Genomic DNA, 25,223 nt, shown 5'->3' with positions numbered 1-25,223 from the left:
CTATACTTCCAGCGTTTCCAGCGTGCCGCCGTCGACGGCCCAGTCCTGCCCTGTCACATGACTTGCCGCATCCGACAAGAGAAACGCGGCGACTTCGGCCAGTTCCGCGACGTGTCCCATGCGGCGCTGGGGTATGCGCTTTTCTATCATGCCGCGCTGTTCCTCAGGAATGCGCGCCAGCGCCTCTGTCTCGATGAAGCCCGGGATCACGCAATTGCAGCGTACGCCGTGGGGCGCCATTTCCATGGCCACCGCGCGCGACAGTCCCAGGAGGCCGTGCTTCGATGCGACATAGGCAGGGTTCATGGCCATGCCCCGTTTGGAGGCCATCGAGCCGGTGACGAGGATGCTGCCCCGCTTCGCCTCCACCATGGCCGGCAGTACTTTCTGGATGGCCCAGAACACGCTGGAGAGGTTCACGCGCAACGTGTCGTCCCAAAGGTCCCCCGGATAGTCCAGCAGCGGTGTGAAGCCGCCGGTCAGCCCGGCATTGGCGAAAAGGCCGGTGATCGCGCCGTTCTGGCGCTCGGCATCTTCCAGCGCCTTTTCCAGCTGTTCGCGATCGCCCACGTCGGCGGCGGCGAAGGCGGCGCTTGCGCCGATCTCGCGCGCGGCCTCCTCCAGCTTGTCCGCCCGCCGCGCTATCAGCGTCACCTTCCCGCCGCGCTGTGCCAGCAGGCGCGCGGTCTCCAGCCCGATGCCGGAAGATGCGCCGGTGATGGCGATGTGCTGCCCTTCGAAATTCATTCCTGTCCTGCCCTCTCCACGAATGCCCGCCATGGTTTCACGTCCGGGCGGTCGCTATCATGCGGCGACCATATTTTCTCCATCAGCCTTCGTGCCTCAGGCTCCGGCATGCCGCAAGAGCGGTGCCAGCGATAGAAGAACGCCGACACCCGGTAGTTCATGATGCAATGGACGTGCGCGGGGCACTCCATGTCCTCGATGGCAGTCACGAACTGCCGGTAGTGTTCGTCCGTCGGCGCATCGAACGGCACCGGGATGTGGGTGTAGGCGATGCCTGACGCACGCAGCTTCTCAGCTTCGCCGGCCAGCGCCTCCGGATGGTTGTCGAGGGCGAGGTTGACGACATGGCGCACGCCCAGCGCGGCCAGGCGCGGCAGGTCCTCGGCGTGCAGCCGTCCCGATGTCGTGAAGCGAGGCGACAGGCGCAGCCAGCCACGGATATCGACCGGGTCGCCGATGTCACCGCCGCCCACGGGCCTAGACCAGTCCCAGCACCCGTGCAGCGTTGTCCTTCATGATGCCGGGCATCACCTCGTCGCGGAAGCCAACGTCCTTGGCCGCCTTGATCCACTTGTCCGGGTGGATCAGCGGAAAGTCGCTGCCGAACATCATCTTGTGCTTCAGCTGCGTATTTGCGTAGGTGATCACCTGCTTGGGGAAGTACTTCGGGCTCCATCCCGACAGGTCGATGAACACGTTGTCCTTGTGCAGCGCCATCGACAGGCTCTGGTCCACCCACGGCCAGCTGGGGTGGGCAAGGATGATCTTCATGTCGGGGAAGTCCACGGCGACGTCGTCGATCAGCATGGGCTCGCCGTACTTCAGGCGCATCCCGCCGCCACCGCGCATCCCGGTGCCCATTCCGGAGTGGCCGGTGTGGAAGATGACGGGCAGCTTGTACTCGTTGATCACCTCGTAGATCGGGTAGCCCATGCGGTCCGCCGGGTGCGCGTTCTGCGCGATCCCGTGGAACTTGAAGCCCTTCACGCCGTGGTTCTCGATCAGGTCCAGCGCCTCGCGCGCGCCGTACTTGCCCTTGTGCGGATCGATGCTGGCGAAGGGGATGCAGATATCGTCGTTCTTGTTGGCGATCTCCGCGACCTCGTAGTTGGAGACGCGCTTGGCCCCCATGCCGCTCTCGCAATCGACGGTGAACATGCAGAAGGCGATGTTGGTCTCGCGGTAAAGCTCGATGATCTCGGGCATCTTCGGCCGCTCGCGCGGCGCCTTGAAATAGGTGCTGGCGGCATCGAAGAACTTGCCCATCACCGGGTCTTCCGGGTCATGGCAGGAAACCTCGGCGTGAACGTGCACGTCGATGGCGCGGACTTTGTCGGGATCTACGGGCAACGGCTTTCCCTCGCGTGTTCCAGTGGGGCCAAAGGTAAACACGACAAGGCCCGCCCCGGCAATGCCGAAGGCGGGCCTCGTCTGGTGTCAGTCGATCACAGCTTCATGATCACCGACTTGGTTTCGAGATAGGCCTCGATACCCTCGCGGCCCTGTTCGCGGCCCACGCCGCTTTCCTTGTAGCCGCCGAACGGGATCGCGGTGTCGATCATGGCGTGGCAGTTCACCCACACCGTGCCCGCCTGCAGCTTGCTGGCGATGCGGTGCGCGGCGCTGGCGTCCTTGGTCCAGACACCGGCGGCGAGGCCGTACTGCGTGTCGTTGGCATCCTTCACCACTTCGTCGAGGTCCTCGAACCGCTGGGCGACGACCACGGGGCCGAAGATCTCCTCGCGCACGACGCTCATCTGCGGATTCACGTCGGTGAGGATGGTGGGGTTCACGTAGTAGCCGTCACCACCCGGACCGTCGCCGCCCATCAGGACGGATGCACCGTCGCGCTTGCCGGCATCGATGTAGCCCATCACGCGCTCGTGCTGCTCCTTCGACACCAGCGGCCCCATGTGGGCATCGGGATCGAGGCTGGCGCGCGGTGCCCAGAACTCGGCGGTGTTGGCCATGCCTTCCACCACTTCGTCGAACACGCTCTTGTGCGCGTAGAGGCGGCTGCCCGCAACGCAGACCTGGCCGGAGTTGAAGAAGATCGCCTGGCTGACGCCGGGGGCGGTTTCCTGGATGTCGACATCGGGCATCACCACCACCGGGCTCTTGCCGCCCAGTTCCAGCGTGATGTGCTTCAGCGTGTCGGTGACGTTGCGGTTGATCAGCTTGCCGATCTCGGTGGAGCCGGTGAAGGCCACCTTGTCGACATCGGGGTGCCTCACCAGCCGGTCGCCGGCGGTATGGCCGTTGCCGGTGATGATGTTGACCACGCCCGCCGGAATGCCGGCCTCCGCAACCAGATCGGCCAGGCGCAGCGCGGTGAGGCTGGTCTGCTCGGCAGGCTTGAGCACCGTGGTGCAGCCCGCGGCCAGCGCCGGGGCGATCTTGAGGCAGGCCATCAGCAGCGGGAAGTTCCACGGCACGATCTGCGCGCAGACGCCCACCGGCTCCTTCAGCGTGTAGGCGAACATCATGTCGCCCGGCATGGTGTAGGGGCTGATCGTCTCGCCGTTGATCTTGCCGGCCCAGCCCGCGCAGAAGCGGATGTGGGCGGCGGCGCCCGGCACGTCGATCGCGCCGGCCATGCCCTTGGGCTTGCCCACGTCGATGGCTTCCAGTTCGGCCAGCTCGTCGGCATGTTCCTCGATCAGGTCGGCCAGGCGATTCATGATCTTCTGGCGGGCGACCGGCGGCATGCCCCGCCAGCGGCCATCGTCGAAGGCGGTGCGTGCGGCGGCAACGGCGCGGTCCACGTCCTTGTCGCTGGCTTCCACGATGCTGGAGACGACCTTGCCGGAGGAGGGGTCTTCCACGTCCAGCGTCTCGCCGTGGCTGGAATCCACCCATTCGCCATTGATGAAGAGCTGCGGGCTGCGGCCAAGCGCCTTCTTGGCGGCATCCGAATATTCGCGCTGCGTGCGGTCGATCGTGGTCTGTTCGTTCATCGTGGGGCTCCTTTCCCGGGAGAATCAGAAGAATTGTTGTATGTTATAGCAATCATTGCGATCGGTGGCGACTCTATCCGCCGCGCGCGTCAAGCTCCTTGTCCTGATTGGCGCGGAATATCACGAACTGGCGAATGGCCTCGATCTCCGCAGGCGAGAGGCTTTCGGAAAAGCCGACCATGCCGCGCTCGGCCAGCGCGCCGTCGTGGACGATCGTCTGCCACACCTGCTCGCTTTGCAGCACGGCGCTGCGGCGCAGGTCGGGCAGGACGGTCGATCCCACGGCATTGTCGCCATGGCAGGTGCCGCAATAGCGGCCGTAGTCGTAGGTCCCTCCGGCCACCTGTTCCTGGGTGCCGCGGAAAGGCGGCGGATCGAGCGGCAGGCGCACCAGCTCGGGCTCGGGCGGCAGTTCGCCGCTTGCGCCCAGCTTGAACACCAGCAGGCGCGAGATGTTCTGCACCGGGCCGCTGGTCTCGTTCAGGAAGCCGCCGGGCGCCAGCGCCCAGATGCCGCCCCAGCCGGCCAGCACGGCGACGTACTGCTCGCCGTCGATCATGTAGGTGATGGGCGGGGCGACCACGCCGGTCTGCGCGCGGAAGCGCCACAGCTCGCTGCCGTCGGCCACGCTGTAGGCGGCCATGTTGCCCGCTGCCGTGCCCTGGAAAACCAGCCCCCCGCCGGTCGCCAGCGCGCCGCCGTTCCACGGGCCGGGATACTGCACACGCCAGCGTTCCTGCTGCGCGACAGGGTCCCACGCAATCAGGGCGCCCTTCGTGGCGGCGGCAGAGGCGGCGCGAATTTCCGGATCGGCAGGCAGGAAGCCGGCGGACTGGTCGATACCCACGTTGAAGCCGCGATGCGGATCGGGCTCCCAGTCGGCTTCCGGCACGTAGGGGAAGGCCGCTTCGATGGCGGGAATGAACACCAGCCCCTCGCCCGGGTGGTAGGCCATCGGGTGCCAGTTGTGTCCGCCGCCCGCGCCGGGGCTGGAGACGAAGGGCACGCCGGTATCTCCATAACGCGCCTCCGGCACTTCGATCGGGCGACCGGTCGCCATGTCGATGCCGGTGGTCCAGTTCTGCGGCACGTAGTTGTTGGCGCTGATCAGTTCGCCGGTGGCGCGGTCGATCACGTAGAAGAAGCCGTTCTTGGGCGCCTGCATCAGCACCTCGCGCACCTCGCCGTCGATCTCGAGATCGGCCAGCATGATGTGCTGAGTGGCGGTGAAATCCCACGTATCGCCGGGCGTCGTCTGGTAATGCCACACGTACTCGCCGGTATCGGGCCGCAGCGCCACGATGCTGGAGAGGTAAAGGTTGTCGCCGCCCTCGGGCGAGCGATAGGCCTGGTTCCAGGGCGATCCGTTGCCCACGCCGATATACAGCAGGTCGAGATCGGGATCGTAGGCCATGGCATCCCACACGGTGCCGCCGCCGCCCAGCTCCCACCACTCGCCGGTCCAGGTCTCCCGCGCGGCGGCAAGGTGTGCGGGCTCGCTGCCCGCTTCCTGCGGGCTGCCGGGCACGGTGTAGAAGCGCCAGAGCATTTCGCCTGTTTCGGCATCGTAGGCGGAGACGTAGCCGCGGGTGGAATATTCCGCGCCGCCGTTGCCGATGATCACCTTGCCGTCGATCACGCGGGGCGCGCCGGTGATGGTGTAGGGCATGGACTGGTCGACGGTGACTTCGGACCAGACCTCGTTACCCGTGGCGCGGTCGAGGGCGACGAGCCGCCCGTCGAGCGTCCCCAGGAACAGCATGTCGCCCCAGGCCGCCACGCCGCGGTTCACCACGTCGCAGCAGGCATTCACCGCCGTCTCGCCGGGGACCTGAGGATCGTATTCCCACAGCGGGGCGCCGGTGGTGGCGTCGTAGGCCTTCACCTTGCTCCAGGCGGTGGTGACGAACAGCTGCCCATCGATCACCAGCGGCGTCGCCTCCTGCCCGCGCGCGGTATCCATGTCGGCGTACCAGGCCAGCCCCAGGCTTCCGACGTTGCCGGCATTGATCAGGGCAAGCGGGCTATAGCGCTGTTCGGCATAGTCGCGCCCGTAGGTCAGCCAGTTTGCGTTGTTGGCAGCAGCCGAAAGCAGGTCCTCCCCGTCCACCGTGCCGACAGATGCGGAGGCCACTGCCGCGGGAGTCTCCCCGGCGGTCTGGCAACTTGCCAGCGCTATACCCATGGCGGCACCTGCCGCCCACTTTCCCAGATGCATTCTCGCCTCTCCCAAAGCGCGGCGCGCGACTCTCCATGGCCAGGGACCCGCGCAATCGTAACCATCGTTAGAATTGTCGCGGACAAGGTCAAGCGTGCCTTTGGTCGCCTTCCGGTCGAACGGGCTGTTGCGTTGCGGGGTGGAATGGGAGTATTCTTGCCCTCGTCAGTCGAGCGCGAGCCCGCGTCATGACCCTGGCTTTGCATTCATGCTATTAGCCACGACAGGATTAATCCGATGACATTCAAGCTACCCTCACGGGCCGATCACGTCGGCTCCTTCCTCCGTCCGCGATCCGTGATCGAGGCGCGCGAGCGCTTCGCCGCAGGCGATATCGACCGCGATGCCCTGCGCGAGGTCGAGAACGCCGCCATTGCCGAGCTGGCCGAATGGCAGCAGGACCTCGGCCTCATGGCCATCACCGACGGCGAATACCGGCGCAAGTTCTTCCACACCGACTTCCTGCTCCAGCTTTCGGGCGTGGAGGAAACCGGCGGCATCCAGAAGGCCTTCAAGAACGACAAGGGCGTGGACGTGAAGTTCGCGCCGCCCAAGATGGTCATCACCGGCAAGGTGGAGCACGTCAAACCGATCCAGCGCGCCGATTACGAGTTCCTCTCCGCGCAGGTGACGAAGCCGGGTGCAAAGGCGAAGGTCGCCATTCCCAGCCCGACGATGCTGCATTTCCGTGCCGGCCGGGCAGGCATTCCCGAAGAAGCCTATCCCGACATGCAGGGCTTCTACGACGATGTCGCCAAGGCCTATTCCGAAGAGGTCGCCGACCTCGTAGATGCCGGTTGCCGCTACATCCAGTTCGACGATACCAACCTCGCCTACCTGTGCGACACCGGTCACCGCGAGGACGCGAAGAACCGCGGGATGGACCCGGATTCCATCACCCACGACTACGCCAAGCTGATCAACGCAAGCTTTGCCGGCGCGCCCGATGACCTGGTGCGTACCATGCACCTGTGCCGCGGCAACTTCCGCTCGAGCTGGGCGGCCGAAGGCGGGTACGACCCCGTGGCCGAAGTGATGTTCAACGAATGCGACATCGACGCCTTCTTCCTCGAATACGACGATGCCCGCTCGGGCGATTTCAGCCCGCTGCGCTTCCTGCCAAAGGGCAAGACCGTCGTGCTGGGCCTGGTCTCCACCAAGCTGGGCGAAAAGGAAGACAAGGACGCGATCAAGCGCCGTATCGACGAAGCCGCGCAGTTCGCACCGATCGAACAGCTGGCCATCAGCCCGCAGTGCGGCTTTGCCAGCACCGTGCACGGCAACGACATCACCACCGAGCAGCAGGCCGACAAGATCCGCCTGTGCGTCGAGGTGGCCGAGGAGGTCTGGGGCAAGGTGCCCGCCGAAGTCGACTGATCGGTCAGGCGACTGCGAGGAAAAGGGAAGGGCGGTCCTTGGCGGGATCGCCCTTTTCGTATCACCCGGTGATGCGAAACACGGTGCGTGCGTTGTCTTCCATGAGCATCCGCTTGGTCTTCGCGTCCATGTCCATCCGGTCGTAGGCGGCGACCTCGTCGTAGCTTTGCTGGTAGGGGTAATCCATGGCGTAGAGCACGCGGTCTACGCCCATCACCTGCTGGCAGAACTTGATCGCCGGTTCCCAGCCGACGCCGCTGGTGGTGATCCAGATGTTGTTCTGGAAATAGTAGCTGACCGGATGCTTCAGCTTTGGCTGGTTGCCGCCGCGCAGGTGACTACGCCCGTCGGCGTTCCCCTGCATCCAGTCGAACCGGTAGAGATGCAGCGGCAGGCATTCGCCCATGTGGCCGATGACGAGCCGCAGCTTCGGGAAGCGGTCGAAGGCGCCCGAGAAGATGAGTCCCATCGTGTGCAGCCACACGTCGTGCGGAAAGCCTGCCAGCGCGCCGAGGAAGCCGCGATCCTCGTAGTGCGGCGCGTTGTAGGGCGCGGTGGGATGGATGTAGAGCGCGGCATCCATCGCCTCCAGCGCCTCGAGGATAGGCCAGTAGTCCTGTTCGTCGAGGTAATGGCCCTGGAAATGCGAATTGAGCACCGCGCCGTTAAGCTTCAACTCTCCCATGGCCCGCTCGATTTCCTTGACGCTGCCCGCAACGTCGCGCGGATCGAAGGCGGCGCAGGCGGAGAAGCGATCCGGGTGATTACGACAGGCCTCGGCGGCGATGTCGTTTGCCTCGCGCGCCAGCGGCGTTCCGTCGCCGGGCCGTACCACCTGTACGCCGGGCGCTGTCAGGAGCAGAAGCTGCCTGTCGATGCCCAGCTCGTCCATGTGCGAGAGACGCAAGGCCCCAAGGTCCTGCAACATCTCCTGCAGGCTGGGCATCTTCGAGAACATGCCCGCCATCTTCAGGCTGTCGTCGTCCGGTGCATCCCCGCTTTGGAGGTAATCGACCTGCGCCTTCACCAACTCCGGAAAGGTCCAGGCCTCCTCGGTGGCGATGCGCTTGTAGGGCGCGTCTCGATCAATGTGACCGGCGCGGGGGGCAAGACCGATGCGGGTGCGGTGCGAAAAGTCCTCCTTGAAGTGACCCTTCAGGCCTTTCTCGCTGCCGTCCTCCAGCTTGCCCGTCACCATGCCCCGTTCTCCTTTCAGAACATCGTGTTGTCGTTCAGCGCCTCTTCGGGCACCGGCTGGATCACGTCCCAGTGCTCGACAAGATAGCCGTCCTGCACGCGGAAGATGTCGACCACGGCGCTGCCGCGATCGTCGGGTGCCCGCTTGAAGTGGTAGTGCACCGCCACCAGCGTTCCGCCGCCCTCGGCAGCGCCATCGTCACCGTAGATCACCCGCTTCACGTCGTGCGTCATTTCCGGGTTGGCCTGCATGTGATCGGCCAGCACCGCGATGGTAGGGTCGCGGCCGGTGGGCGAATTGGGATCGTGCTGGATGTAATCGGGATGCACCCAGGCCTCGAACCCGTCGGTCAGGCGGTTCTCGTTGTAGAACACCTCGATGAAGCGATCCGCCACCTCGTGGTCGGACAGACTTTCGCGATCCGACGTATCCATAGGATCGGCGGTCGCCGCCGCTTCCTCGGCAGGCTCCATGTCCGGCGGCCCGGTACCCGCCTGCTCGCAGGCGGCGAGCACGAGTCCCGCCGCCAGCGCAAGTGCAAGACGCGACCTCAATTTCCGTACTCGTCCTTCACCATCATGTCGGTGAAGTGGCCAACCTTGAAAGCTTCGCCCAGAACCGGGTGCGCGAAACTCATTTCCACCGGGTGGCGATTGGGCCAGGTGGTGCGCCATTCTTCCTTGGGCAGGATGCGGTCGGGGCCGAGCGGGTTTTCCGGATAGGTCTGCGTCGCGGGCTGCAGGTGCGCCGTGGTGTGCGCCCAGCCGGTCTCGTAATCGCCCTGCCACTGCATCAGGTAATTGAGGCGCTTGATCTTCCACACGCCGTTCTCGCGCACGTAGTCGTTCTCGTAGATGCCGGCTTCCCAGAACTGCTGCGGTGGGCCTTCGGGCTTCCAGTCCATCGCCTCGTCATGCCAGCCGCCCGCCAGCATGCCGCGAAAGCGTCCCTTGGCGGTCTTGCGGTCCTCGGCAACGGTAATCACCGGCTGGAGCTGGAAATGGTCGAGCAGCAGGCCGTGCACGGGGCCGCGACGGCCGCGGGTGAACAGGTTCTGGAACCACGTGCCGTAGAGGCGCATCACGCCTTCGGGTCCGAGATACTCGCCGGACAGGAACACGACCACGCCATCCTCGGCGAAAAGGCCCGCGACTTCCTCGGGCCGGTTGTAATCGATGTAATAGCCGTAGGCCATCTGCAGGCGCTGGATGGCGGCTTCGTCCTCCAGCCGGTGAACGGACTTTTCCAGTGCGTCCAGGCGCGATTCCACATCACTCATATCGACTCTCCCCATGTCGTTCTTTGTGTGCAACACTAACGAACGATACAATCAATGGAAGCCCCAACGAGGGTGGGAGAGGCAAACGATGACGATCGATCCGGCGAAGTACAGCGAGGAATGGCAGGGCCGCGTGGCCTTCATCACCGGCGCGGTCACCGGCATCGGCCTTGGCACCGCGCAGGCCTTCGCCGACGCAGGCATGCGCCTGGCCCTGAGCTATCGTAACGAGGACGACCGCGCGGCGACCGAGGCATGGTTCGTCGACAAGGGCCATGAAATCCCGCTGTTCTGCAAGCTGGACGTGACCGACCGCCAGCGCTTCGCCCAGGTAGCGGAGGAAGTGGTCGACCATTTCGGCGAAGTCCAAGTGCTGGTTAACAACGCAGGGGTCAGCGTGTTCGGCCCGACGGACGAGGCCAGCTACGACGATTACGACTGGATCATGGGTGTCAATTTCGGCGGCGTGGTGAACGGGCTGCAAAGCTTCCTGCCCCGCATCAAGGCGAGCGAGGGGCGTCGCCACGTGGTGAACGTGGCCAGCATGGCCGCCTTCCTGCCGGGGCCGCAGGCGGGCATCTACACCGCCAGCAAGTTCGCCGTGCGCGGGCTGACCGACAGCCTGCGCTACAACCTCGCGCCGCACGGCATCGGCACCTCGCTGTGCTGCCCGGCGCTGACCCGCACCAATGCCTGGGCCAGCGCGCAGAAGCGGCCCGAGAAATTCTCCGACGCCGGATTTGCCCCGCCGAAAGAAGGCGAGCTCGAGCAGTTCGGCACCGCCTTCGAGCAGTTCGGAATGGATCCCTACGAGGTCGGCGCCAAGATACTGCGCGGGATGAGCCAGCAGGACGGGCTGATCCTCACCCATCCCGAGCATGCAGTCGACCTCACCGAGGAATTCGCCAAGCAGATCGCCGCGCTTCCCGTCGAGGCCGTGCCGGAAGGCCGCGCGCATATCGAGAACCTGCGCCGCAAGGCGATGCGCGACGCAGAAGCGGGACTGAACGTGGCAATGGACGACCTGACGTAGCGTCCCGCGCTTCGCATCGGCGGCGCGGAGATATCAGCCGATGAAGCGCAGTTCGTCGTAGGCGGCGTTGTAGCGCATCGGCAGGCCGCGCATGGCGAGATCGTCGAGAGTGATGAATTCCTGCGCCGCGAGCGAATTGCTCAGCCGTTCGAAGGTCTCCGCGTCCATGTCGCCCTGGAACAGCGCGAGCAGGCCACCGACCTGTATTTCGATCGCGCGGTTGTCGTTCACCCGGAAGCCCACTTCGCCCACGGCACGCTCGCTGATGCGAACGGCCAGCTGCTGCGGCATTTCCGCGCGGTAGAGCTGCAGTTCGCTGTCGCTCAGCTGCGGCAGGAAAGCGGCATCGGCAAGCTGCACCGAGTTCGCGGCTCCCGCACCGATCTGGTCGATGCGGGCAAGGCTGGACGGATCGGGCGAGAGCTGTGCAACCTGCGCGGGCGAGCCTGTGGCAACGTGCAATTGCTCGATATCGACCGGTCGCATCGACGACGCGGCTGCACTGCTGCCGACCGCGCTGCCGAAGTCTGACGCGGCGGCGAGAGACGCGGGCTCCTCGCTCGCTTCGCCCAGCATCTTTGCCGCTCTGCTCAGGAAGGCCTCGTCGCTGGAGGATGAGGACTGCGCTGGCTGGCCATCGAACTCGATGTCGCCGGCGGTCAACAGCTTGCGCTGCGAGGCCGGTGCGACCGTCTCGCCGAGGCTCACGGCGACCGGCTGCGCCACGGGAATGACGTCCGGAACGGTCAGCGAAACTTCGGTGGCGAGCCGGGTTGGTGCCACGGTCCCGGGCAAGGGGACGCTGCGGGCCTGCGGCGCGGGTTCGACCTCCGCGCTCGTCGCGCGGGCGAGTTCTGCCAGGCTGAGATCATCTGTGCTCGCCGGGTCTTCTCCGCCGAACTCGCCGCGCATATCGCGAGCAGAGGCCAGGGCCGGGTTGACCCCGCCGCCCGCGGGAGGCCGCGCGACCGAGGGGCCTTCTCCCCTGGGGGTGGGCCGCGCCGTGCGGGAATTGACCGCGACGATGTCGTCCGTCGGCGGTTCTGCCGATGCGCTGAAACCGGCCGAGTCGCCGATGCTCAGTCCGGACGGCCTTGCCTCTCGGACCGGAGTCGGTGCCGCAAACGATACCAGTGCGGCGGGCTCGGGATCGAGTTCCGGCGTGATCTGCGGGGCGAGGTAATCGCCTTCTTCCAGATCGGCTTCGAAAGGCATTTCGAACACCGAGGCGAAGTGCACCTGGGGAAGCTCTTCCGCTGGCGCCGTGGGCGCGCTCTCCCGGTCCTCGGTCGCGGCGCTCCCGCGGCTCTCGGCCAGTATGGCAGCGGTCATCTCGCGTATGGTTGGGGGAGCGGGCTGGGCGACCACAGGCTCGACAGGCCCGTTGGTCTGCACGGCTCCGGCAACGGCCACGAGGCTTGCCGATGTCAGCAGGAAGGCGCCTGCCGCGTAAGTCGCTCGCTTGTCGGTATTATCGATTCGGGCTCGGCTCTGCCGCGACGTAACACGCTTTAATGAAAGCATTCGATCGCCATTCAGGCCTTCGAATCTGTCCATCGTGCCCCCCGACATCGATCATGGTCCTGACTGTGGTATAACGAAATCGAGGGCTTGCAGCAATTCGGAAACCTCCTCGAGATTATCCGGCGCTTCGGCCAGCGCAGCGTTCTGCTGGAAGACCACTGAAGCCAGTTCCTGATTGGACCTGGCGTTTGCATCGGGATTGTCCTGCGCCAGGCGAGTGCGCAGGTCGCTGGAGAAGGGCGCCAGGATTTCCGCGCTCTCGCCTTGTCCCGCAAGCAGGGCCTGCTCGGCGCTCATGCGCGGAGCCTCCGCCGCCGCGAATTCCTGTGCCCGCCTTTCGAGAATGGCCTCGCAGCTCGCCGCGCCCGTCGTTTCCTGTCCCGGGTCGCGGCGGTCGACGCCCTCGATGTCCTGCGCGGTTTCCGGACGGCTGTCGGCAGAGCTGGAAACGGCGGCGGTTTCGAGGTTTCGCGATGCGTCGCGTTCGCTCAGCTGCGGGCTGCCGGTGTCGGCGGTGACGGGGGAGAGCTGGTCGATCGCGCCGCGCGTCGAGTTGCCGACCTCGCGCGGATCGATTTCGGGCGGACCCGGTTCCTGCTGCGTGGGCACGAGCGTCTCGCGTTCGCCGAGCTGTTCCACTCCGGATTGTTGTGCCGACCGGGAGCCGGGTTCGATGGTAAATTCGTCGACATGGGTAGCGTCCGCGCGGTCCTGCGCCAGAGCCGCAGCCGGCAACGCCAGTGCGGCAAGGACAAGCAGAGGAAGCGGCCGCCAAGTCATCGTGATTGCGTGATCTGCATGGCCTGCCCGCCACCCTGGGTAATCTGGAGATCGGACAGGTTATCGCCGCTCTGCGTCCAGGCAAGCTGGTTGTCGTTGCCAAGCTGCGCCGCGGTCATCAGGTTGCCCGATCCCTCCTGCACCAGCATCGCCTGGTTGCCGTCGCCGCGCTGGGTCAGATTCAATTCGTTGTCGCTGCCCAGCTGCGTCGCCAGCACGCCGTTCGATGCGAGCAGCCCTTCCTGTGAGATCATCAGGAGGTTGCCGTCGCCCTGCTGCGACAGGATCGCGACCTGCTCGGACGTGCCGCCTTGCAGCAGGTCGGCTTCGTTGCCGTCGCCTGTCTGCGTGAGCAATGCGAAGTGCGCGCCCGGTCCGTCCTGCGCGACCTGCGCCCTGTTGCCATCGCCTTCCTGCACCACCCCGGCGTACTGGCTCGATGATCGCTGGCCGATCGTGGCGGTGGCGCCGGAACCGATCTGGGTGATGTAGGCCCCGCGATCGCTGCCTGGCCGCTCGATCGCGAAAGAAGCCGGGTCGTCGTCGATGCGAACCTCTTCCTTGTTCGCATTGCCGTTGGCGCCCTGGTTGCCGTCGTTTCCGTTGCACGGGTTGCCGGTGCCCTGGCCCGGACCTAGTCCGCAGGGATCGCCCGGCGGCGTCTGGTCGTTACCAGCCATGGCAGGCACGGCAGCGCAGCCCAGCGAAAGGGCCGCGATGGTCGAAAGAAGGCCGATCCTGTTCACTGCTCGCTGCCTCCGCCCTGGCGCACCGTGACGCGGTTGCCGGAGCCCGATTGCGTGACGGATGCCGAGTTGCCCGACCCCGATTGCGCGAGGTCCGCGATGTTGCAGGCGCCGTCCTGCGTAACATCGGCCTGCGCCGCATCGCCGCGCTGGACGATATCGAGCCGGCTGCCGTCACCCGACTGGACGACCAGGCCCGCGTGGTCCTTGCCGTCCTGTTCGATGCGGACCGTGCCGTCGCCTTCGCGGGATACGTGGGCCGTGTGGCCGCTGCCGCTGCGGATGATCGTGGTGCGCCCTGCGTGGTCGTTCATCGCCAAGTGTCCTTCGCAGGAGACGGACGCATCCTGCTGTGCTGCCGCAGGGGCCGATATGGCCGCAGCGAGGATCGAGGCCATCGCGATTGGTGCTCTTGTCATCGATCCTGTCCTTTACCGTTTGTACCAGAAAATGACCAGAACCGCCCGCCTCTGGCGAGGCGGACGGATCCGGTGACGGGGCCGACCCGGAGGCGGCCGGCCCCGCCTCGCTTAGATACCCTGATTGACCACGGCGCTGTTGTTGGAGCCGGTCTGGGTGATGGTCGAGGTGTTGAAGTCGCTCGACTGGGTGACCATGGCGCTATGGTTATTGCCCGACTGGCTGATCGTGCTGTTGTTGTTGTTACCGGTCTGAGCAAGATCGATGCTGTTGCTAGATCCGGCCTGGGTGATCAGGGACACGTTGTCATCCCCCGACTGGAGAGCGTCGATGTCGTTGCCGTCGTTGAAGATGCCCAGCGCCTGATTGATCGTGCTCTGGTTGCGATTGCCACTCTGAGCCAGGGTGATCGAATTGCCCGTGGCAAGTTCGGAACCCTGCGCGATCGTGCTGACGTTCTCGTCACCCGTCTGATCGACGTCGACGAGATTCGGGCCATCGCCGTTCTGCGCGTTGACAGTAGACTGGTTCAGGTTGCCGATCTGCGTCACGAACACGTCGGATACGCCTGCAATGAAGCCCTTGTCGCCGGTCTGGACCACCAGCGACGAGTTGCCGTCACCGATCTGATCGACGTCGGCGTTGTTGAACGCCCCGCTCTGCGTGATGACGGAACCGTTGTTGTTGCCATCCTGCAGCGAGTCAGCCGTCTGGTTGATGCCAGACTGGGTGATCAGCGAGGTATTGCCCGCGCCGCCGCCCTGCGTGATCGAGCCGACACTGTCGTTGGTCGGCGCACCCGAGAAGGCATCGCCCGTCTGGTTGATCGTGGCGGTGTTGTTGTCCGCCGATGCCAGCTGCGTGATGTTCGCGGTTTCGCCGCGCGCATTGCCGCTCTGGTTGACCGTCGCGAAGCTGTTCGTGCCTCCCTGCGTCACGTTGGCTTCGTTGTTGCCATCGCCGAACTGGTCGACATCGGCATCGTTGTTGGTGCCGGATTGGATGACGTTGGCCAGCTGACCGAAGCCGCCCTGGTTCACGTCGGAATTGTTGTCCGTGCCGGACTGGTCGACATTGGCCTCGTTGTTCAGGCCGTTCTGCACCACGAGAGAGGTCTCGTCCGTGCCCGACTGGTTCACCACGGCAAGCTGGCCGCGATTGAACTGGTTGACGACCGAGTCGTTGCCATAGCCGGACTGCGTGACGTTGGCGGTGAGGCCGTTGTCGGGGCTTCCCGGAGGTGCGCCACCCTGATCTTCCTGGGTAATCACGGAGGTGTGATCGTCACCGGTCTGATCGACGGTGGCGAGGAAGGTGTTCGAACCGTCGTTGTTGAAGGTCTGGGTGATGTCCGACGAACTCAGGCCGTCCTGGTTCACGATGGCATCCTGCGTCAGCGATTCCGCGCCGAAAGCATTCTGCGTGATCACCGAGGTGGCGCCATTGTCCTGCGTCACCCGCGCATTCAGACCACCGGTCATGTCGCCCGTCAGCGTCTGGAAGATATCCGAGGTGGAGTTGCCGGCCTGGTTTACCGTGGCGTTCGCCGAGGGGTTGAAGCCGCTGGTATCCGATGCCGTCTGAACGATGTTGGAGATCGACTGGTCCTGCGTCACGTTGGCGCGCATGTTGTTGCCGCCGTTGGTGCCCGTCTGCAGAATGTCCGACAGCGATCCGCCGGTCTGCATGACCTTGGCGCCGAGGCCGCCGGTGTAGCCCGGACCGTTCGAGTTCTGATCGATGTTGGAGGTGTTGTCGTCACCGGTCTGAGCGACGTTGACGGTCTGGTTGAAGCCGCCGCCGGCCACGATCGTCTGGTTGACGTTCGACAGGTTGCGTTCGCCATCCTGGCTGACAGTGGCATCGGGATCGAAACCGGCCACTCCGGTCGTCCCACCGCTTGCGTTTGCATCGTCCTGGATGACGTTCGACGTGTTGTCCGCGCCGTTCTGGGTGACGTCGGCGAATGCCGTGAAGGCGTCCTGATCGATGGTCGAGCTGTTGCCCGAACCGGTCTGATCGTTGCTGGCGCTGTTGTCGTCGCCATCCTGATCGATGTCCGAGGTGTTCGAGCCGGACTGGGTGACGGCGGCACCGTTGCCGCTTCCGTTCTGGTCGAGGCTGGAAACGTTCTGCGCCATCGCGGGCGCGGCGATGGCAAGGGCTGCCACCGAGACGGAAGAGAGAATAAGCTTCTTCATGTTCTACTCCTGTTGCGTTCTGAAAGGCCTTTCACGTGATCGGCCCGGCACTGTTTGCGGCCCTCATGTCGCCCTCCCGGCGATCGAAGTGGGGCTATTGACCCGTCGAGACGGGCGATAAGAAAGGGGGCCGGATCGCTCCGGCCCCCTCAATTTCATATTCCCTGGCTCACCACGGCGCTGTTGGTCATGCCCGACTGGTTGACGGTCGAGGTGTCGCCGATGCCGGACTGGCTCACATCGGCCATGTTCCCGGTGCCCATCTGGGTGATGAAGCTGTCGTTGTCGTCGCCCGACTGGTTGACGGTGGCCGAGTTGTCGACGCCGTTCTGCGAAAGCAGGGACTCGTTGCCGTTGCCCGACTGGAAGACCGAAGCCACATTCGCCGAGTAGTCGGAGTCCACCAGATTGTTCGTCTGGTTGATGGTGCTGGTGTTGCCGTCACCCGACTGGTCGGTCGACGCGTCCATCAGGCGTGCGCTCTGGGTCGAATTGCCGCCGAGCTGGTTGATGGTGGCGGTGTTGCCGTTACCGCCCTGCGTCAGCGAGGCCGTGACCACTGCCGGATCCGGGCCGCCGGGAGGGTTCGGCGCATTGTTCACCGACTGGTTGATCGTGCCGGTGTTGAAATCGCCGATCTGCTGAATGAATGCACTCGACAGCTGGCCCGACTGCGTCACGTAGGCATCGTTGTCGAAGCCCTGCTGATCGATCCCGGCGCTGCTGGCGACATTGCCCGTGTCGTTGGAGAAGCCGGACTGGTCGACGCTGGCGAAGTTCATGTTGCCCGACTGGTTGACGTTGAGATCGCCCCCGGTGCCCGCCTGGCTGGCATCGACTTCGTTGTCGTCTCCGCTCTGCAAGATCAGGGCCTGCTGGCTGTTGCTCTGATACAGGGTCGCGGCATCCCGGCCCTGCGACAGGTTCACGAGGTTGCCCGTACCGGACTGCTGGACCTCGGCATCGGCATTGGCGGAGGTCTGCGAGACATTGGCCTCGTTGTCGTCGTTCGTCTGGTTGATCAGCACGACACCCCCGGCGTCGGCTTCCTGCGACACGGTGGCGAGGTTGCCGTTGGCCAGCTGGTTCACGGTTGCCGTGTTGGACGGTCCCGACTGGTCAATTGTCGCATCGTTGTTGTTCCCGGTCTGCACCACGAACGCATCGTTGCTGGCGTTGTTGAAATCGGTGTTCTGCAGAACCGTCGCCGCGTTCTCGTCTCCCGTCTGGGCAATGTTCGCGCGCGTACGGTTGGTGCCCGGGCCGCCGTTCTGCTCCTGCTGCACGGTGGCCGTGTTCAGGTTGCCGGCCTGGCCGATGAGCGCGGACGAGAAGGCGGAAGGGTTCTGGTCGACATCGGCCAGGTTCCCATCGCCCGTTTGGACGATGCCCGAAATCATGTTGGGGCCATCGTTCAGCGCATTGCCGACTTGGTTGGAATTGCCGGCCTAGTCGATGTAGGCCTCGTTGTCGTCGCCGGTCTGCCAGATCTCGCCGCCCTGCGCGGTGCCGTCCTGCACGATCGACGCATAGCTGTCGCCGTTCTGGTCGACCTGCGCTTCGTTCCGGTCCGAACCGGCCTGCGACACGAACGCCTCGGCTCCGTCGCCGCTCTGGTCAATCAGGACCTCGTTCATCCGCTCGCCCGCGGCGCCCGTGCCCGTCTGGGTGACGGTGGCCGTGGCGTTCGAGCCTACCTGGTTCACCTCGGCGTCGTTGAACTGGCCGCCCTGGGTGACATTGCTCTGATTATTCTGCGCCATGGCAGGCGCAGCGATGGCGAGGGCCGCCACCGATGCCGATGCAAGTATAAGGTTTTTCATGATATTTTCCTTCAATTTCCAAAATGGTCATTCGCACTGCAACCTGGGTCTGCCGGGGATCGCACCGCGGTGCGGGGTGCCCCTGCAGGAGTTGCCATGACCATTTGGATCGAAGGAACGGAGGCGGCCGTCTCGCGGCCGATCGCTCTTATCCAGACCTGGAGTTTTCTTCCGCGAGAGCCTGGCTAAGGCCCTGACACCTGCATGAAACGGGGGAGCCCGCCATGCAATCGGTTGAAACACCCGCAGGATTCCAATACCACGCCAGCGCCGTATGCTCGCATACGGTACGACTTGGTTGTCACCGCAACTTGGTCAAACCGGGCGCGTCGGGGCTGCAACTCCGGCGCGCCTCTTTTCTGGACTGCCCCTGGATGCTGCAACATCCACGGAAAGCCGTCGGATCATCTGGAACTGGAAACGGCTCCGACTACCGCTTCCCTTCAAGCCGGTCCCTTCAGCGGACCACGTCTCCTTCGCTCATCTGCTATTCGTCCAATTCTCCGCCGGCTGTCCGGCGAACGATTTGTTGAGGCTCCATCTCGGGCAGGGACCGCAGCGCCTGCGCCAATTCGGCCTCGTCGACATGTCCATCGCGTTCCTGCTGATAGGACAGCAGCAACGGCATGCCTGCGTCCGGATCGGCAAACTGCCACAGGTTCAGTTCCACGCCTTCCAGCACCAGCGCGTAGACCGCCTTTTCCACGGCTTGCTGGAGAGCGATGAGATCGGGCTCGTTCGTTGTGTAGCCCGCTTCCGCCTGCAGCAGTTCGCGGAACGCGACATAGCGGAAGGCATTCGCTCCGATCGATCGGCTGGCGATGGTCTTCGAGGCGGTGACCGTGGTCAGCACCTCGCCCGTGCGCACGGAAACCGCGCGCAGGTAAACCGTCACCGTGTCCTGCCGGTATTCGCTGCGGCCGCCGATGCCCAGGAAGGCCGCGCCCGCTCCGCCGGTGACGGTGTTGGAATCGTATCCGATGATGCCGCCTTCCAGCAGTACGCCGGCAAACAGCAGGGCCTGCAGCGCATCGGGATTGACGGTTTCCTCGCCGAGATAGCGCTCGCGCATCTCGCGAATGATCTGGCGTTCGTTCAGCAGGTTGCGCAGCGATTCACGCTCGACGATCGAGAACCACTGGCGATTGCCGGCGTCCTGCAGCGCCTTGACCAGGATCGAGCCGCCGCCCTGGGTGACCGCGCGTGAAAGCGTCTGCCCCGCCGAAACCGGTTTGTACTGGCCGGTCTGGTCCACGAAATTGTACACCGCCACGGAAATCGGACGCGTGGGCGCGGGCAGCTGGCCCAGCAGGACCTGGGTCTGCGTACGGTCGGGAATGTAGGCCTTGGAACGCGTTTCCGGCCACATGGTGCGGCCGTCTTCCGTCACCGTGGCGCAGCCGGCCATCGCCATGGCTGCGCAAATCAGGCCCACGGCCCGTGCAATTCGACCTGGCGCCATTAGTCGATCTCGAGAAACGTCGGGATGACGATCTCGGTGACTTCACCGGTTTCATCGTCGGTAATGGTGAGGGTGATCTCGGTCAGGCCGCGAACGAAATCGATCGTCTGCCCGCCGAAGCTGATCGTGCCGCGCTCCTGCGGATTGTCGCCGAAGATCGCATCGACGATCTGCGACGACAGGGCCGAGAGCAGGCGCGACTGCAACTGGCGGGCGAAGATATCCGCCTGGCTGTTGGAATTGCGCGCGTTCGGATCCTTGTAATCGTTCTGCGCATTGGCAACGCCGAGCAGGTGCGCGGAGTTGAAGGGGTTGCCGCCAAAAGAAGGGTCGATTGGTTCGTAGACCATGTCCTGCGCCAGGGCCGGTACGGCTTGCATCCCGATCCCGACGGAAAGCGATATTATTGCCAGGTGGACGCAAGTTCTACGTCGCGAAACCATTCGACATTCCCCCATGTTAAGCCTTCGGCGAGCCATTCATTGCCCCTGGCTGAGCCGAATCTTTCCAATTGGTTAACAGCAATTAGTTCGATTCGCACCCCCCTATCTGGACGAATTTCCGGTCAGCCCAAACGCTACCTGGCGCATGTCTCAAGCCGGGACGGATGGGCAATGTCCGGCCAGATTCGTCGCCTCAACGACCCTGTGAAATTGCGCGAATCGCCGGTTTCTGCGGACCTGCGGGATCGCCGCGCAAAGCCGGCTCGGTCCCGCGCGAGACACGGCGGACAACCATTTTGTCGTCTTTCTACAAATTTCAGGCGCGCGAACGAATAGTTCACGTAGCGAATTTGCGAAAAGGGCTGCTTGGAGGGCCCGCTTCGATCAGCTAGCTTTGGCCCGATCACGTTCAAGATCCATGGGAGACAGACCGATGTGTGACCAGAATCAGCTTCGTGCGATGCCGACGATCAACCGGCGCCAGTTCGGCGCCCTGGCCGGAGCAGGGGCGGTCGCCGCCTGCGCGCCGATGGACGGAAATGCCCAGGCAGTCGGCGGGCTGGTCGAGAACGCGGTAACCTTTGATGCGCCCGGCGGCACCTTCGATGGCGTGTTCATCCATCCGGCCGAGGGCTCGCATCCGGCCGTGATCCTGTGGCCCGACATCGCCGGCCTTCGCCCCGCCAAGGTGCAGATGGGCAGGCGCCTTGCCGAGAGCGGCTACGCCGTCCTGGTCGCCAATCCCTATTACAGGAGCGTTGCCGGCCAGCAGTTCGAGGATTTCGACGACTGGCGCAGCAACGACGGCTGGAACAAGGTCACCCCGTGGCGCGAGGCCAATACGCCCCAGGCGGTGCAGGAAACCGCGCGCGCCGTGGTGGCCTGGCTGGATGCGCAGGACGCGGTCGATTCCTCGCGCGGGATCGGCAACCAGGGCTATTGCATGACGGGCAGCTGGACCATCTACGCCGCCGCCGCCGTGCCCAGCCGGGTGAAGGCCGCCGCCAGCTTTCACGGCGGGGGCCTGGTGGGCGAGGGGGCGATGGCTCCGGTCAACCTGCTGGACGACCTGGCCGCCGACGCCGCGGCGCTGATCGCCATCGCCCGCGATGACGACGCCGAGAATCCCGATGCTAAGGCCCAGCTGCGCGAAGCGGCAGAGGAAGCCGCCGCCGATATCGAGGTGGAGGTGTACGACGGCGACCACGGCTGGACCGTTCTCGACAGTCCGGTCTACGCCGAGGCGGAAGCCGAGCGGGCGTGGAGCGAATTGCTCGAGATGTATTCCAAGACCCTGTGATGCCCAGCGCCGGCATGGCGGACGCGCCCGTGGCAGAGGCCACGGGCCGCGACTGGGCTGCGTGGAAGGCGCACCTCGACGGCGCCGGCGCTGCCGACATGAGCCATGCCGAGATCGCGAGGCTATTGAAAAGCGAGGGCGTGCCCGCCTGGTGGTCGCAGATGGTGGCCGTCGGATACGAGCGAATGATCGGTCGCCGCGAAGTTGGGCAGACCTGCGCGGGCACCTTCGCCGCCAACGTCAGCAAGACCTTTCCGGGCGACAAGGACGAGGCGCTTGCCGCCTGGCGCGAGCTGGTGGGTGAGCGCACCGACTATGCAGGCGCGGTTGCTGGCGAGGAGCCGCGCGTGACGCAAAGCGACAACTGGCGCTACTGGCGCGTCGACCTCGACGACGGCTCGAAGGTCACCGTTCATTTCTCCGACAAGGCGGGAGGCAAGGCGACCATCGGCGTCAATCACGAGAAGCTGGCCGACGCCGATGCCGTGGCCGAGGCCAAGGCATTCTGGAAAGGCCTGTTCGCGCAAATCTAGATTGCGCCAGATCAATGTGCGGGGCGGCCCGCAACCCTAGCCAGATACCCGGTGCCCCGTTCGAGGGGCGAAAGAGAGAGGGTGATCAATGGCAAGGGGACCGATTGCAACCATGGTTGCGGCCATTCTGCTGGGTGCATGCACGGGCGGAGCCGAACCGGACGATGTCGTCGATACCGTGCGGCAGACCGAGCAGTCGCAGCTGCAGGCGATAGCAAGCGACGACGTGGTGGGTATCGCCCGTCTCTATGCCGACGATGCCCGGCTGGTCCGGCCCGATGGCACGGTGCTGCAGGGCGGCGCGGAGATCGGCGCGGAATATGCCGCGCTGGTGGAGGACCCGAACTTCGCGCTGACGATCGAACCGACCCACGGCTGGGCCTCATCGGGGGACGACCTCGCGGTGCTCACCAGCCTGGTCGAATTCACCACCAGCGACCCCGAGACCGGAGAGCCGACCACGCTGCCCATGACGAGCCAGACGGTCTGGACCAAGGCCCCCGGCGGCACCTGGATGATCCGTTCCGCCTACAACGTCGCGCAGGACGATACCCAGGTCCCCGCGACGCAGCCGGACCTGGCGGCAGCCGAGTGATTCGCTCCTGACTGGCGGCGAAGCGCCGCTGGTCGAGGACGGGCCGAAACGCGCCGAGCACTTGGGAGGTGCCCGGCGCACACCGTTCGTCGCAGCTACGGCACAGAACCTTCCTTCCGGCTTTTGCCCCGGCCATTTCAGCCACTTGCCGATTGCCGCGCCGCCTCGCCCGGCGCAGCGAGTTGGCGGGGGCGTGACCAGCACGCTGGAAGGATTGATAATGAAGACTGTATTGTTTCTCGCCGCAGGACCCCTTGCCCTGGTGGCGACCGCAGCCGCCGCGCAGGACGGGCACGACCCGCTCGACCCGGCGCACATGGAGAACGATGCCCAGGCAGAGGCCGAGGCACTGCCGCCCGAAGGCACACCTCCCGCAGCATCGTCGCAGGACACCGCCGCGGACGATTTCACCGATGCCCAGATCGCCAGCTTCGTGTCGGCGGCCATGGCCATCAACGACCTCGACGATACGCTCGCTGCCGACGAGAGGCGCGAACAGGCCCGGGCCATTCTCGCGAGCGAGGGGCTGGACTACCAGACCTATGCCGCCATCGGCCAGGCGGCGCAGAGCGACCCGGTCGTAGCCCAGCGCGTGCGTGATGCCATGCCTCAGGCGCCGACCGAAGCCGACGGCTGACCACGCAAGGAACAGGCCGGAGACGAGTGACCAGGGTCTCCGGCGGGGGCTCCGCGGCGGACGGGCCGCGGAGCCCCGATTGCGTCCGGCTCCCAGGCTCTGACTGAAGGCCTTACGGCCAGTTCTTGTACTCGATGGTCGCTTCCGGATCGGTGCACAGGCGGCAGTTCGCGCCGGTAAACGTGCGCGCGGCAGCTGCATCGTCGCGGAGCTGCCATTCGAGCCAGTCGACCACGATCATCGCGTTCCGTCCACCCATGGGCTCGTGATAGGTGCCGCCGTGGCCGGTGGGGGTGTTGACCCAGAACGCGGGCACGTGGTCGATCCGGTTGTAATCGTCCAGGCCGTTTTCATAGGCGATATCGGTCGGCCCGCCGTCGAGATAGATGACGGGCGTGTGCAAGGCCTGCAGGGCATCCTTGCCCGCTTCCATTCCCCCCATGCGCGGCGCATCGTCCGGCAGAAGACCGCTGTTCTGCACCACCACCGTATCGAGCCGTGTGTCTCCTGCGACGCTGAGCGCCTGCACTCCACCGCAGGAGAAACCTCCGGCGGCCAGCGCGTCCTCGTCGACGAGGCCGTAATAGGGGCTCTCGGGGTTTGCGTTCTGCGCCAGGACCCAGTCCAGCGCTTCGATCAGTTGTTCGGCAGTGGTGGGCGAGGGTCGCATCTCGCCTTCGCGCGGCGGCCCGCGCGGCGCTTCCGGCTCCGCCTGAGCACCAGGTCCGCTGCGCCACAGGCCCGGCGCAATGACGACATAGCCGTAGGAGGCGATCTGCGAGAGGTGAAAGCGGCTGCTGGTGCCGTCGGCCGCGCAGCCGCCGTTGCCCCACACGAAGACGCCGAGGCCGTCCGGTCCGACGGCGGAAAGGTCCTGCGGGCGGTAGACCACGTGCTGGGGCAGGGCATCGACTGTCTCAATCAACGAGGGAAACGGACCATCGCCCTGGGTATCGGGCAACAGGTTCACCCGCGCCATCATCTCCTCGAAACTTTCTTCAGGCGCGTCGACCTGTGCGGCAGCGGGCATGGCCAGGCCGATGGCGCAGGAGGCAAGTATGGCCGGGATCGTCTTGTTCATGTGGTCTCTCCCCATCTAATTCGGGGACGATCTTAACCTGTCAGGCGAATAGGTTAAGCGCTTTCATGCGAACCAGAAGGCGGTGCCGCGCATTTCCAGACTGATGCGTGGAGCCGCATCTTTCGGGGCGAGCGGGTTGTCGAATGCGCCGTGCGGCATCAACTGCGCGCGGTCCGGATCGCTTTCGCTGGTCTTGAAGATCAGCGCCTCGCCCACGTGCATGGCGCTGTAGTAGAACCAGCGGTGGGCGGGATTGTATTCCAGCAGGTAATTGGGAAAGCCCCATTCGGGCGATCCGTCGAGCGGGTCGAAGATCGCGTCGCAATCGATCAGGTCGTCCCGGCTCAGAGAGCTCCAGGCACACAGCCCCAGCGGCACGTCCTGCGGAGGCGGGCTGAGCACGCGCCACACGTTGTATTGCGCGCTGCGGACGATTTCGCGTCCTTCAGGCGCCAACTTCGCGCGTGCGACGGCGGCGGCCTCCGTCGACATGTCCACGTGGACGAAGCGGGCGGGGTGCGAATTGTCGTGCACGGCATTCGCGCCCGCCCGCTCGGAAAACCGCAGGATGCCCATGGGCGTCATCGCCACGTGGTCGCAGCCGGTCACGGCTGTCAACAGTTCGGCGATCTCGCCCGAATGATCCCGCTTCACCGCGTCGAGATCGGTCAGGTCGTCGAGCGCGCTGGCATGTTCGACCAGCGTGAAACCCTCGACATCGAGCGAACAGTCCAGTCCACGGGCATCGGTGATCTCCACGTCGACCGCCTGCACCGGCACGAAGTCCTTCTCATGCGCGTTGGCGTAGAAATAGGGCCGCTTCTCGGTGCGCTCGCAATAGCCGATCGGAGCACGCACCGTGGCCATTG

Annotated in this window: 25 protein-coding genes; 6 read left to right on the top strand and 19 right to left on the bottom strand. The window is 65.1% G+C overall.

Features of this window, described 5'->3' with window-relative positions; genetic code table 11:
* The 5 genes from AAA989_RS05350 to AAA989_RS05330 form a co-directional block, all read right to left on the bottom strand.
* Entirely contained in the window at positions 1-747 is a 747-nt protein-coding gene (locus AAA989_RS05350) for an SDR family NAD(P)-dependent oxidoreductase (protein WP_338241671.1), read from the bottom strand.
* Positions 744-1,220, bottom strand: a complete 477-nt coding sequence (locus AAA989_RS05345) for a protein tyrosine phosphatase family protein (protein WP_338241669.1) — start codon at positions 1,218-1,220, stop codon at positions 744-746. The genes AAA989_RS05350 and AAA989_RS05345 overlap by 4 nt, the downstream gene beginning before the upstream one ends.
* A gap of 4 nt (positions 1,221-1,224) precedes the next feature.
* Positions 1,225-2,097, bottom strand: a complete 873-nt coding sequence (locus AAA989_RS05340; protein WP_338241668.1) for an amidohydrolase family protein — start codon at positions 2,095-2,097, stop codon at positions 1,225-1,227.
* 95 nt (positions 2,098-2,192) lie between these two features.
* Positions 2,193-3,704 carry an aldehyde dehydrogenase family protein gene (locus AAA989_RS05335; protein WP_338241667.1) on the bottom strand — a complete coding sequence of 504 codons (1,512 nt, stop codon included), beginning with the start codon at positions 3,702-3,704 and terminating at the stop codon, positions 2,193-2,195.
* Positions 3,705-3,777: 73 nt separating this feature from the next.
* Positions 3,778-5,922, bottom strand: coding sequence for a PQQ-dependent dehydrogenase, methanol/ethanol family (locus AAA989_RS05330; protein WP_338241666.1), 2,145 nt, complete (start codon positions 5,920-5,922; stop codon positions 3,778-3,780).
* Positions 5,923-6,159: 237 nt separating this feature from the next.
* Between AAA989_RS05330 and AAA989_RS05325 the strand changes: the two genes are divergently transcribed.
* Positions 6,160-7,299: a 5-methyltetrahydropteroyltriglutamate--homocysteine S-methyltransferase gene (locus AAA989_RS05325; protein WP_338241665.1), complete on the top strand. Its 1,140-nt coding sequence runs from the start codon at positions 6,160-6,162 to the stop codon at positions 7,297-7,299.
* 61 nt (positions 7,300-7,360) lie between these two features.
* Here AAA989_RS05325 and AAA989_RS05320 read toward each other — a convergent pair whose 3' ends face one another.
* From AAA989_RS05320 to AAA989_RS05310, 3 genes are read right to left on the bottom strand one after another with little or no spacing between them, the layout of a single operon-like run.
* Positions 7,361-8,497 (bottom strand): amidohydrolase family protein, encoded by a 1,137-nt coding sequence (locus AAA989_RS05320; RefSeq protein WP_338241664.1) that lies wholly within the window; start codon positions 8,495-8,497, stop codon positions 7,361-7,363.
* 14 nt (positions 8,498-8,511) lie between these two features.
* Positions 8,512-9,051 (bottom strand): nuclear transport factor 2 family protein, encoded by a 540-nt coding sequence (locus AAA989_RS05315; protein WP_338241663.1) that lies wholly within the window; start codon positions 9,049-9,051, stop codon positions 8,512-8,514.
* Entirely contained in the window at positions 9,048-9,776 is a 729-nt protein-coding gene (locus AAA989_RS05310; protein WP_338241660.1) for a nuclear transport factor 2 family protein, read from the bottom strand. Before AAA989_RS05310 ends, AAA989_RS05315 begins: the two co-directional genes overlap by 4 nt.
* 88 nt (positions 9,777-9,864) lie before the next feature.
* On the opposite strand from AAA989_RS05310, the gene AAA989_RS05305 reads away from it, so the two are divergent.
* A complete protein-coding gene (locus tag AAA989_RS05305) occupies positions 9,865-10,809 on the top strand; it encodes an SDR family NAD(P)-dependent oxidoreductase (protein WP_338241659.1) in 945 nt (314 codons plus the stop codon).
* Positions 10,810-10,842: 33 nt separating this feature from the next.
* On the opposite strand, the gene AAA989_RS05300 is transcribed toward AAA989_RS05305, so the two are convergent.
* From AAA989_RS05300 to AAA989_RS05260, 9 genes are all read right to left on the bottom strand, one after another.
* Complete coding sequence (locus AAA989_RS05300) at positions 10,843-12,366, bottom strand: hypothetical protein (RefSeq protein ID WP_338241658.1); 1,524 nt, start codon at positions 12,364-12,366, stop codon at positions 10,843-10,845.
* Positions 12,367-12,384: 18 nt separating this feature from the next.
* Positions 12,385-13,113: a hypothetical protein gene (locus AAA989_RS05295; protein ID WP_338241657.1), complete on the bottom strand. Its 729-nt coding sequence runs from the start codon at positions 13,111-13,113 to the stop codon at positions 12,385-12,387.
* Positions 13,110-13,859, bottom strand: coding sequence for a hypothetical protein (locus AAA989_RS05290; RefSeq protein ID WP_338241656.1), 750 nt, complete (start codon positions 13,857-13,859; stop codon positions 13,110-13,112). The genes AAA989_RS05295 and AAA989_RS05290 overlap by 4 nt, the downstream gene beginning before the upstream one ends.
* Positions 13,856-14,278, bottom strand: coding sequence for a hypothetical protein (locus AAA989_RS05285; RefSeq protein ID WP_338241655.1), 423 nt, complete (start codon positions 14,276-14,278; stop codon positions 13,856-13,858). Before AAA989_RS05285 ends, AAA989_RS05290 begins: the two co-directional genes overlap by 4 nt.
* A 111-nt stretch (positions 14,279-14,389) precedes the next feature.
* Positions 14,390-16,480: a beta strand repeat-containing protein gene (locus tag AAA989_RS05280; protein ID WP_338241654.1), complete on the bottom strand. Its 2,091-nt coding sequence runs from the start codon at positions 16,478-16,480 to the stop codon at positions 14,390-14,392.
* Between the two features lie 155 nt (positions 16,481-16,635).
* The gene (locus AAA989_RS05275) at positions 16,636-17,880 is read right to left on the bottom strand and encodes a hypothetical protein (protein WP_338241653.1); all 1,245 of its coding nucleotides are present in this window, start codon (positions 17,878-17,880) and stop codon (positions 16,636-16,638) included.
* A 48-nt stretch (positions 17,881-17,928) separates the two neighbouring features.
* The gene (locus AAA989_RS05270) at positions 17,929-18,303 is read right to left on the bottom strand and encodes a hypothetical protein (RefSeq protein WP_338241652.1); all 375 of its coding nucleotides are present in this window, start codon (positions 18,301-18,303) and stop codon (positions 17,929-17,931) included.
* A gap of 487 nt (positions 18,304-18,790) precedes the next feature.
* Positions 18,791-19,738, bottom strand: coding sequence for a CsgG/HfaB family protein (locus tag AAA989_RS05265; protein WP_338241651.1), 948 nt, complete (start codon positions 19,736-19,738; stop codon positions 18,791-18,793).
* 26 nt (positions 19,739-19,764) lie between these two features.
* Positions 19,765-20,145: a curli assembly protein CsgF gene (locus AAA989_RS05260; RefSeq protein ID WP_338241650.1), complete on the bottom strand. Its 381-nt coding sequence runs from the start codon at positions 20,143-20,145 to the stop codon at positions 19,765-19,767.
* Positions 20,146-20,641: 496 nt separating this feature from the next.
* Between AAA989_RS05260 and AAA989_RS05255 the strand changes: the two genes are divergently transcribed.
* From AAA989_RS05255 to AAA989_RS05240, 4 genes are all read left to right on the top strand, one after another.
* Positions 20,642-21,508: a dienelactone hydrolase family protein gene (locus AAA989_RS05255; protein WP_338241649.1), complete on the top strand. Its 867-nt coding sequence runs from the start codon at positions 20,642-20,644 to the stop codon at positions 21,506-21,508.
* Entirely contained in the window at positions 21,508-22,041 is a 534-nt protein-coding gene (locus AAA989_RS05250) for a hypothetical protein (protein WP_338241648.1), read from the top strand. The genes AAA989_RS05255 and AAA989_RS05250 overlap by 1 nt, the downstream gene beginning before the upstream one ends.
* Before the next feature lie 88 nt (positions 22,042-22,129).
* Positions 22,130-22,636: a YybH family protein gene (locus AAA989_RS05245; protein WP_338241646.1), complete on the top strand. Its 507-nt coding sequence runs from the start codon at positions 22,130-22,132 to the stop codon at positions 22,634-22,636.
* A gap of 220 nt (positions 22,637-22,856) precedes the next feature.
* On the top strand, positions 22,857-23,273 hold the full coding sequence (locus AAA989_RS05240; protein WP_338241645.1) for a DUF4168 domain-containing protein: 417 nt from the start codon (positions 22,857-22,859) through the stop codon (positions 23,271-23,273).
* A gap of 112 nt (positions 23,274-23,385) precedes the next feature.
* Here the strand turns inward: AAA989_RS05240 and AAA989_RS05235 are convergent, their stop codons facing one another.
* The gene (locus AAA989_RS05235) at positions 23,386-24,354 is read right to left on the bottom strand and encodes an alpha/beta hydrolase (RefSeq protein WP_338241643.1); all 969 of its coding nucleotides are present in this window, start codon (positions 24,352-24,354) and stop codon (positions 23,386-23,388) included.
* A 63-nt stretch (positions 24,355-24,417) separates the two neighbouring features.
* Positions 24,418-25,221 (bottom strand): CmcJ/NvfI family oxidoreductase, encoded by an 804-nt coding sequence (locus tag AAA989_RS05230; protein ID WP_338241641.1) that lies wholly within the window; start codon positions 25,219-25,221, stop codon positions 24,418-24,420.
* Positions 25,222-25,223 lie beyond the last annotated feature (2 nt).

Origin of the sequence: Aurantiacibacter hainanensis, from assembly GCF_036321025.1 — a bacterium.
GTDB lineage: Bacteria > Pseudomonadota > Alphaproteobacteria > Sphingomonadales > Sphingomonadaceae > Alteraurantiacibacter > Alteraurantiacibacter hainanensis.
Note: the sequence above shows the minus strand (reverse complement) of the source record. Positions and strands in the feature narration are given on the sequence as shown.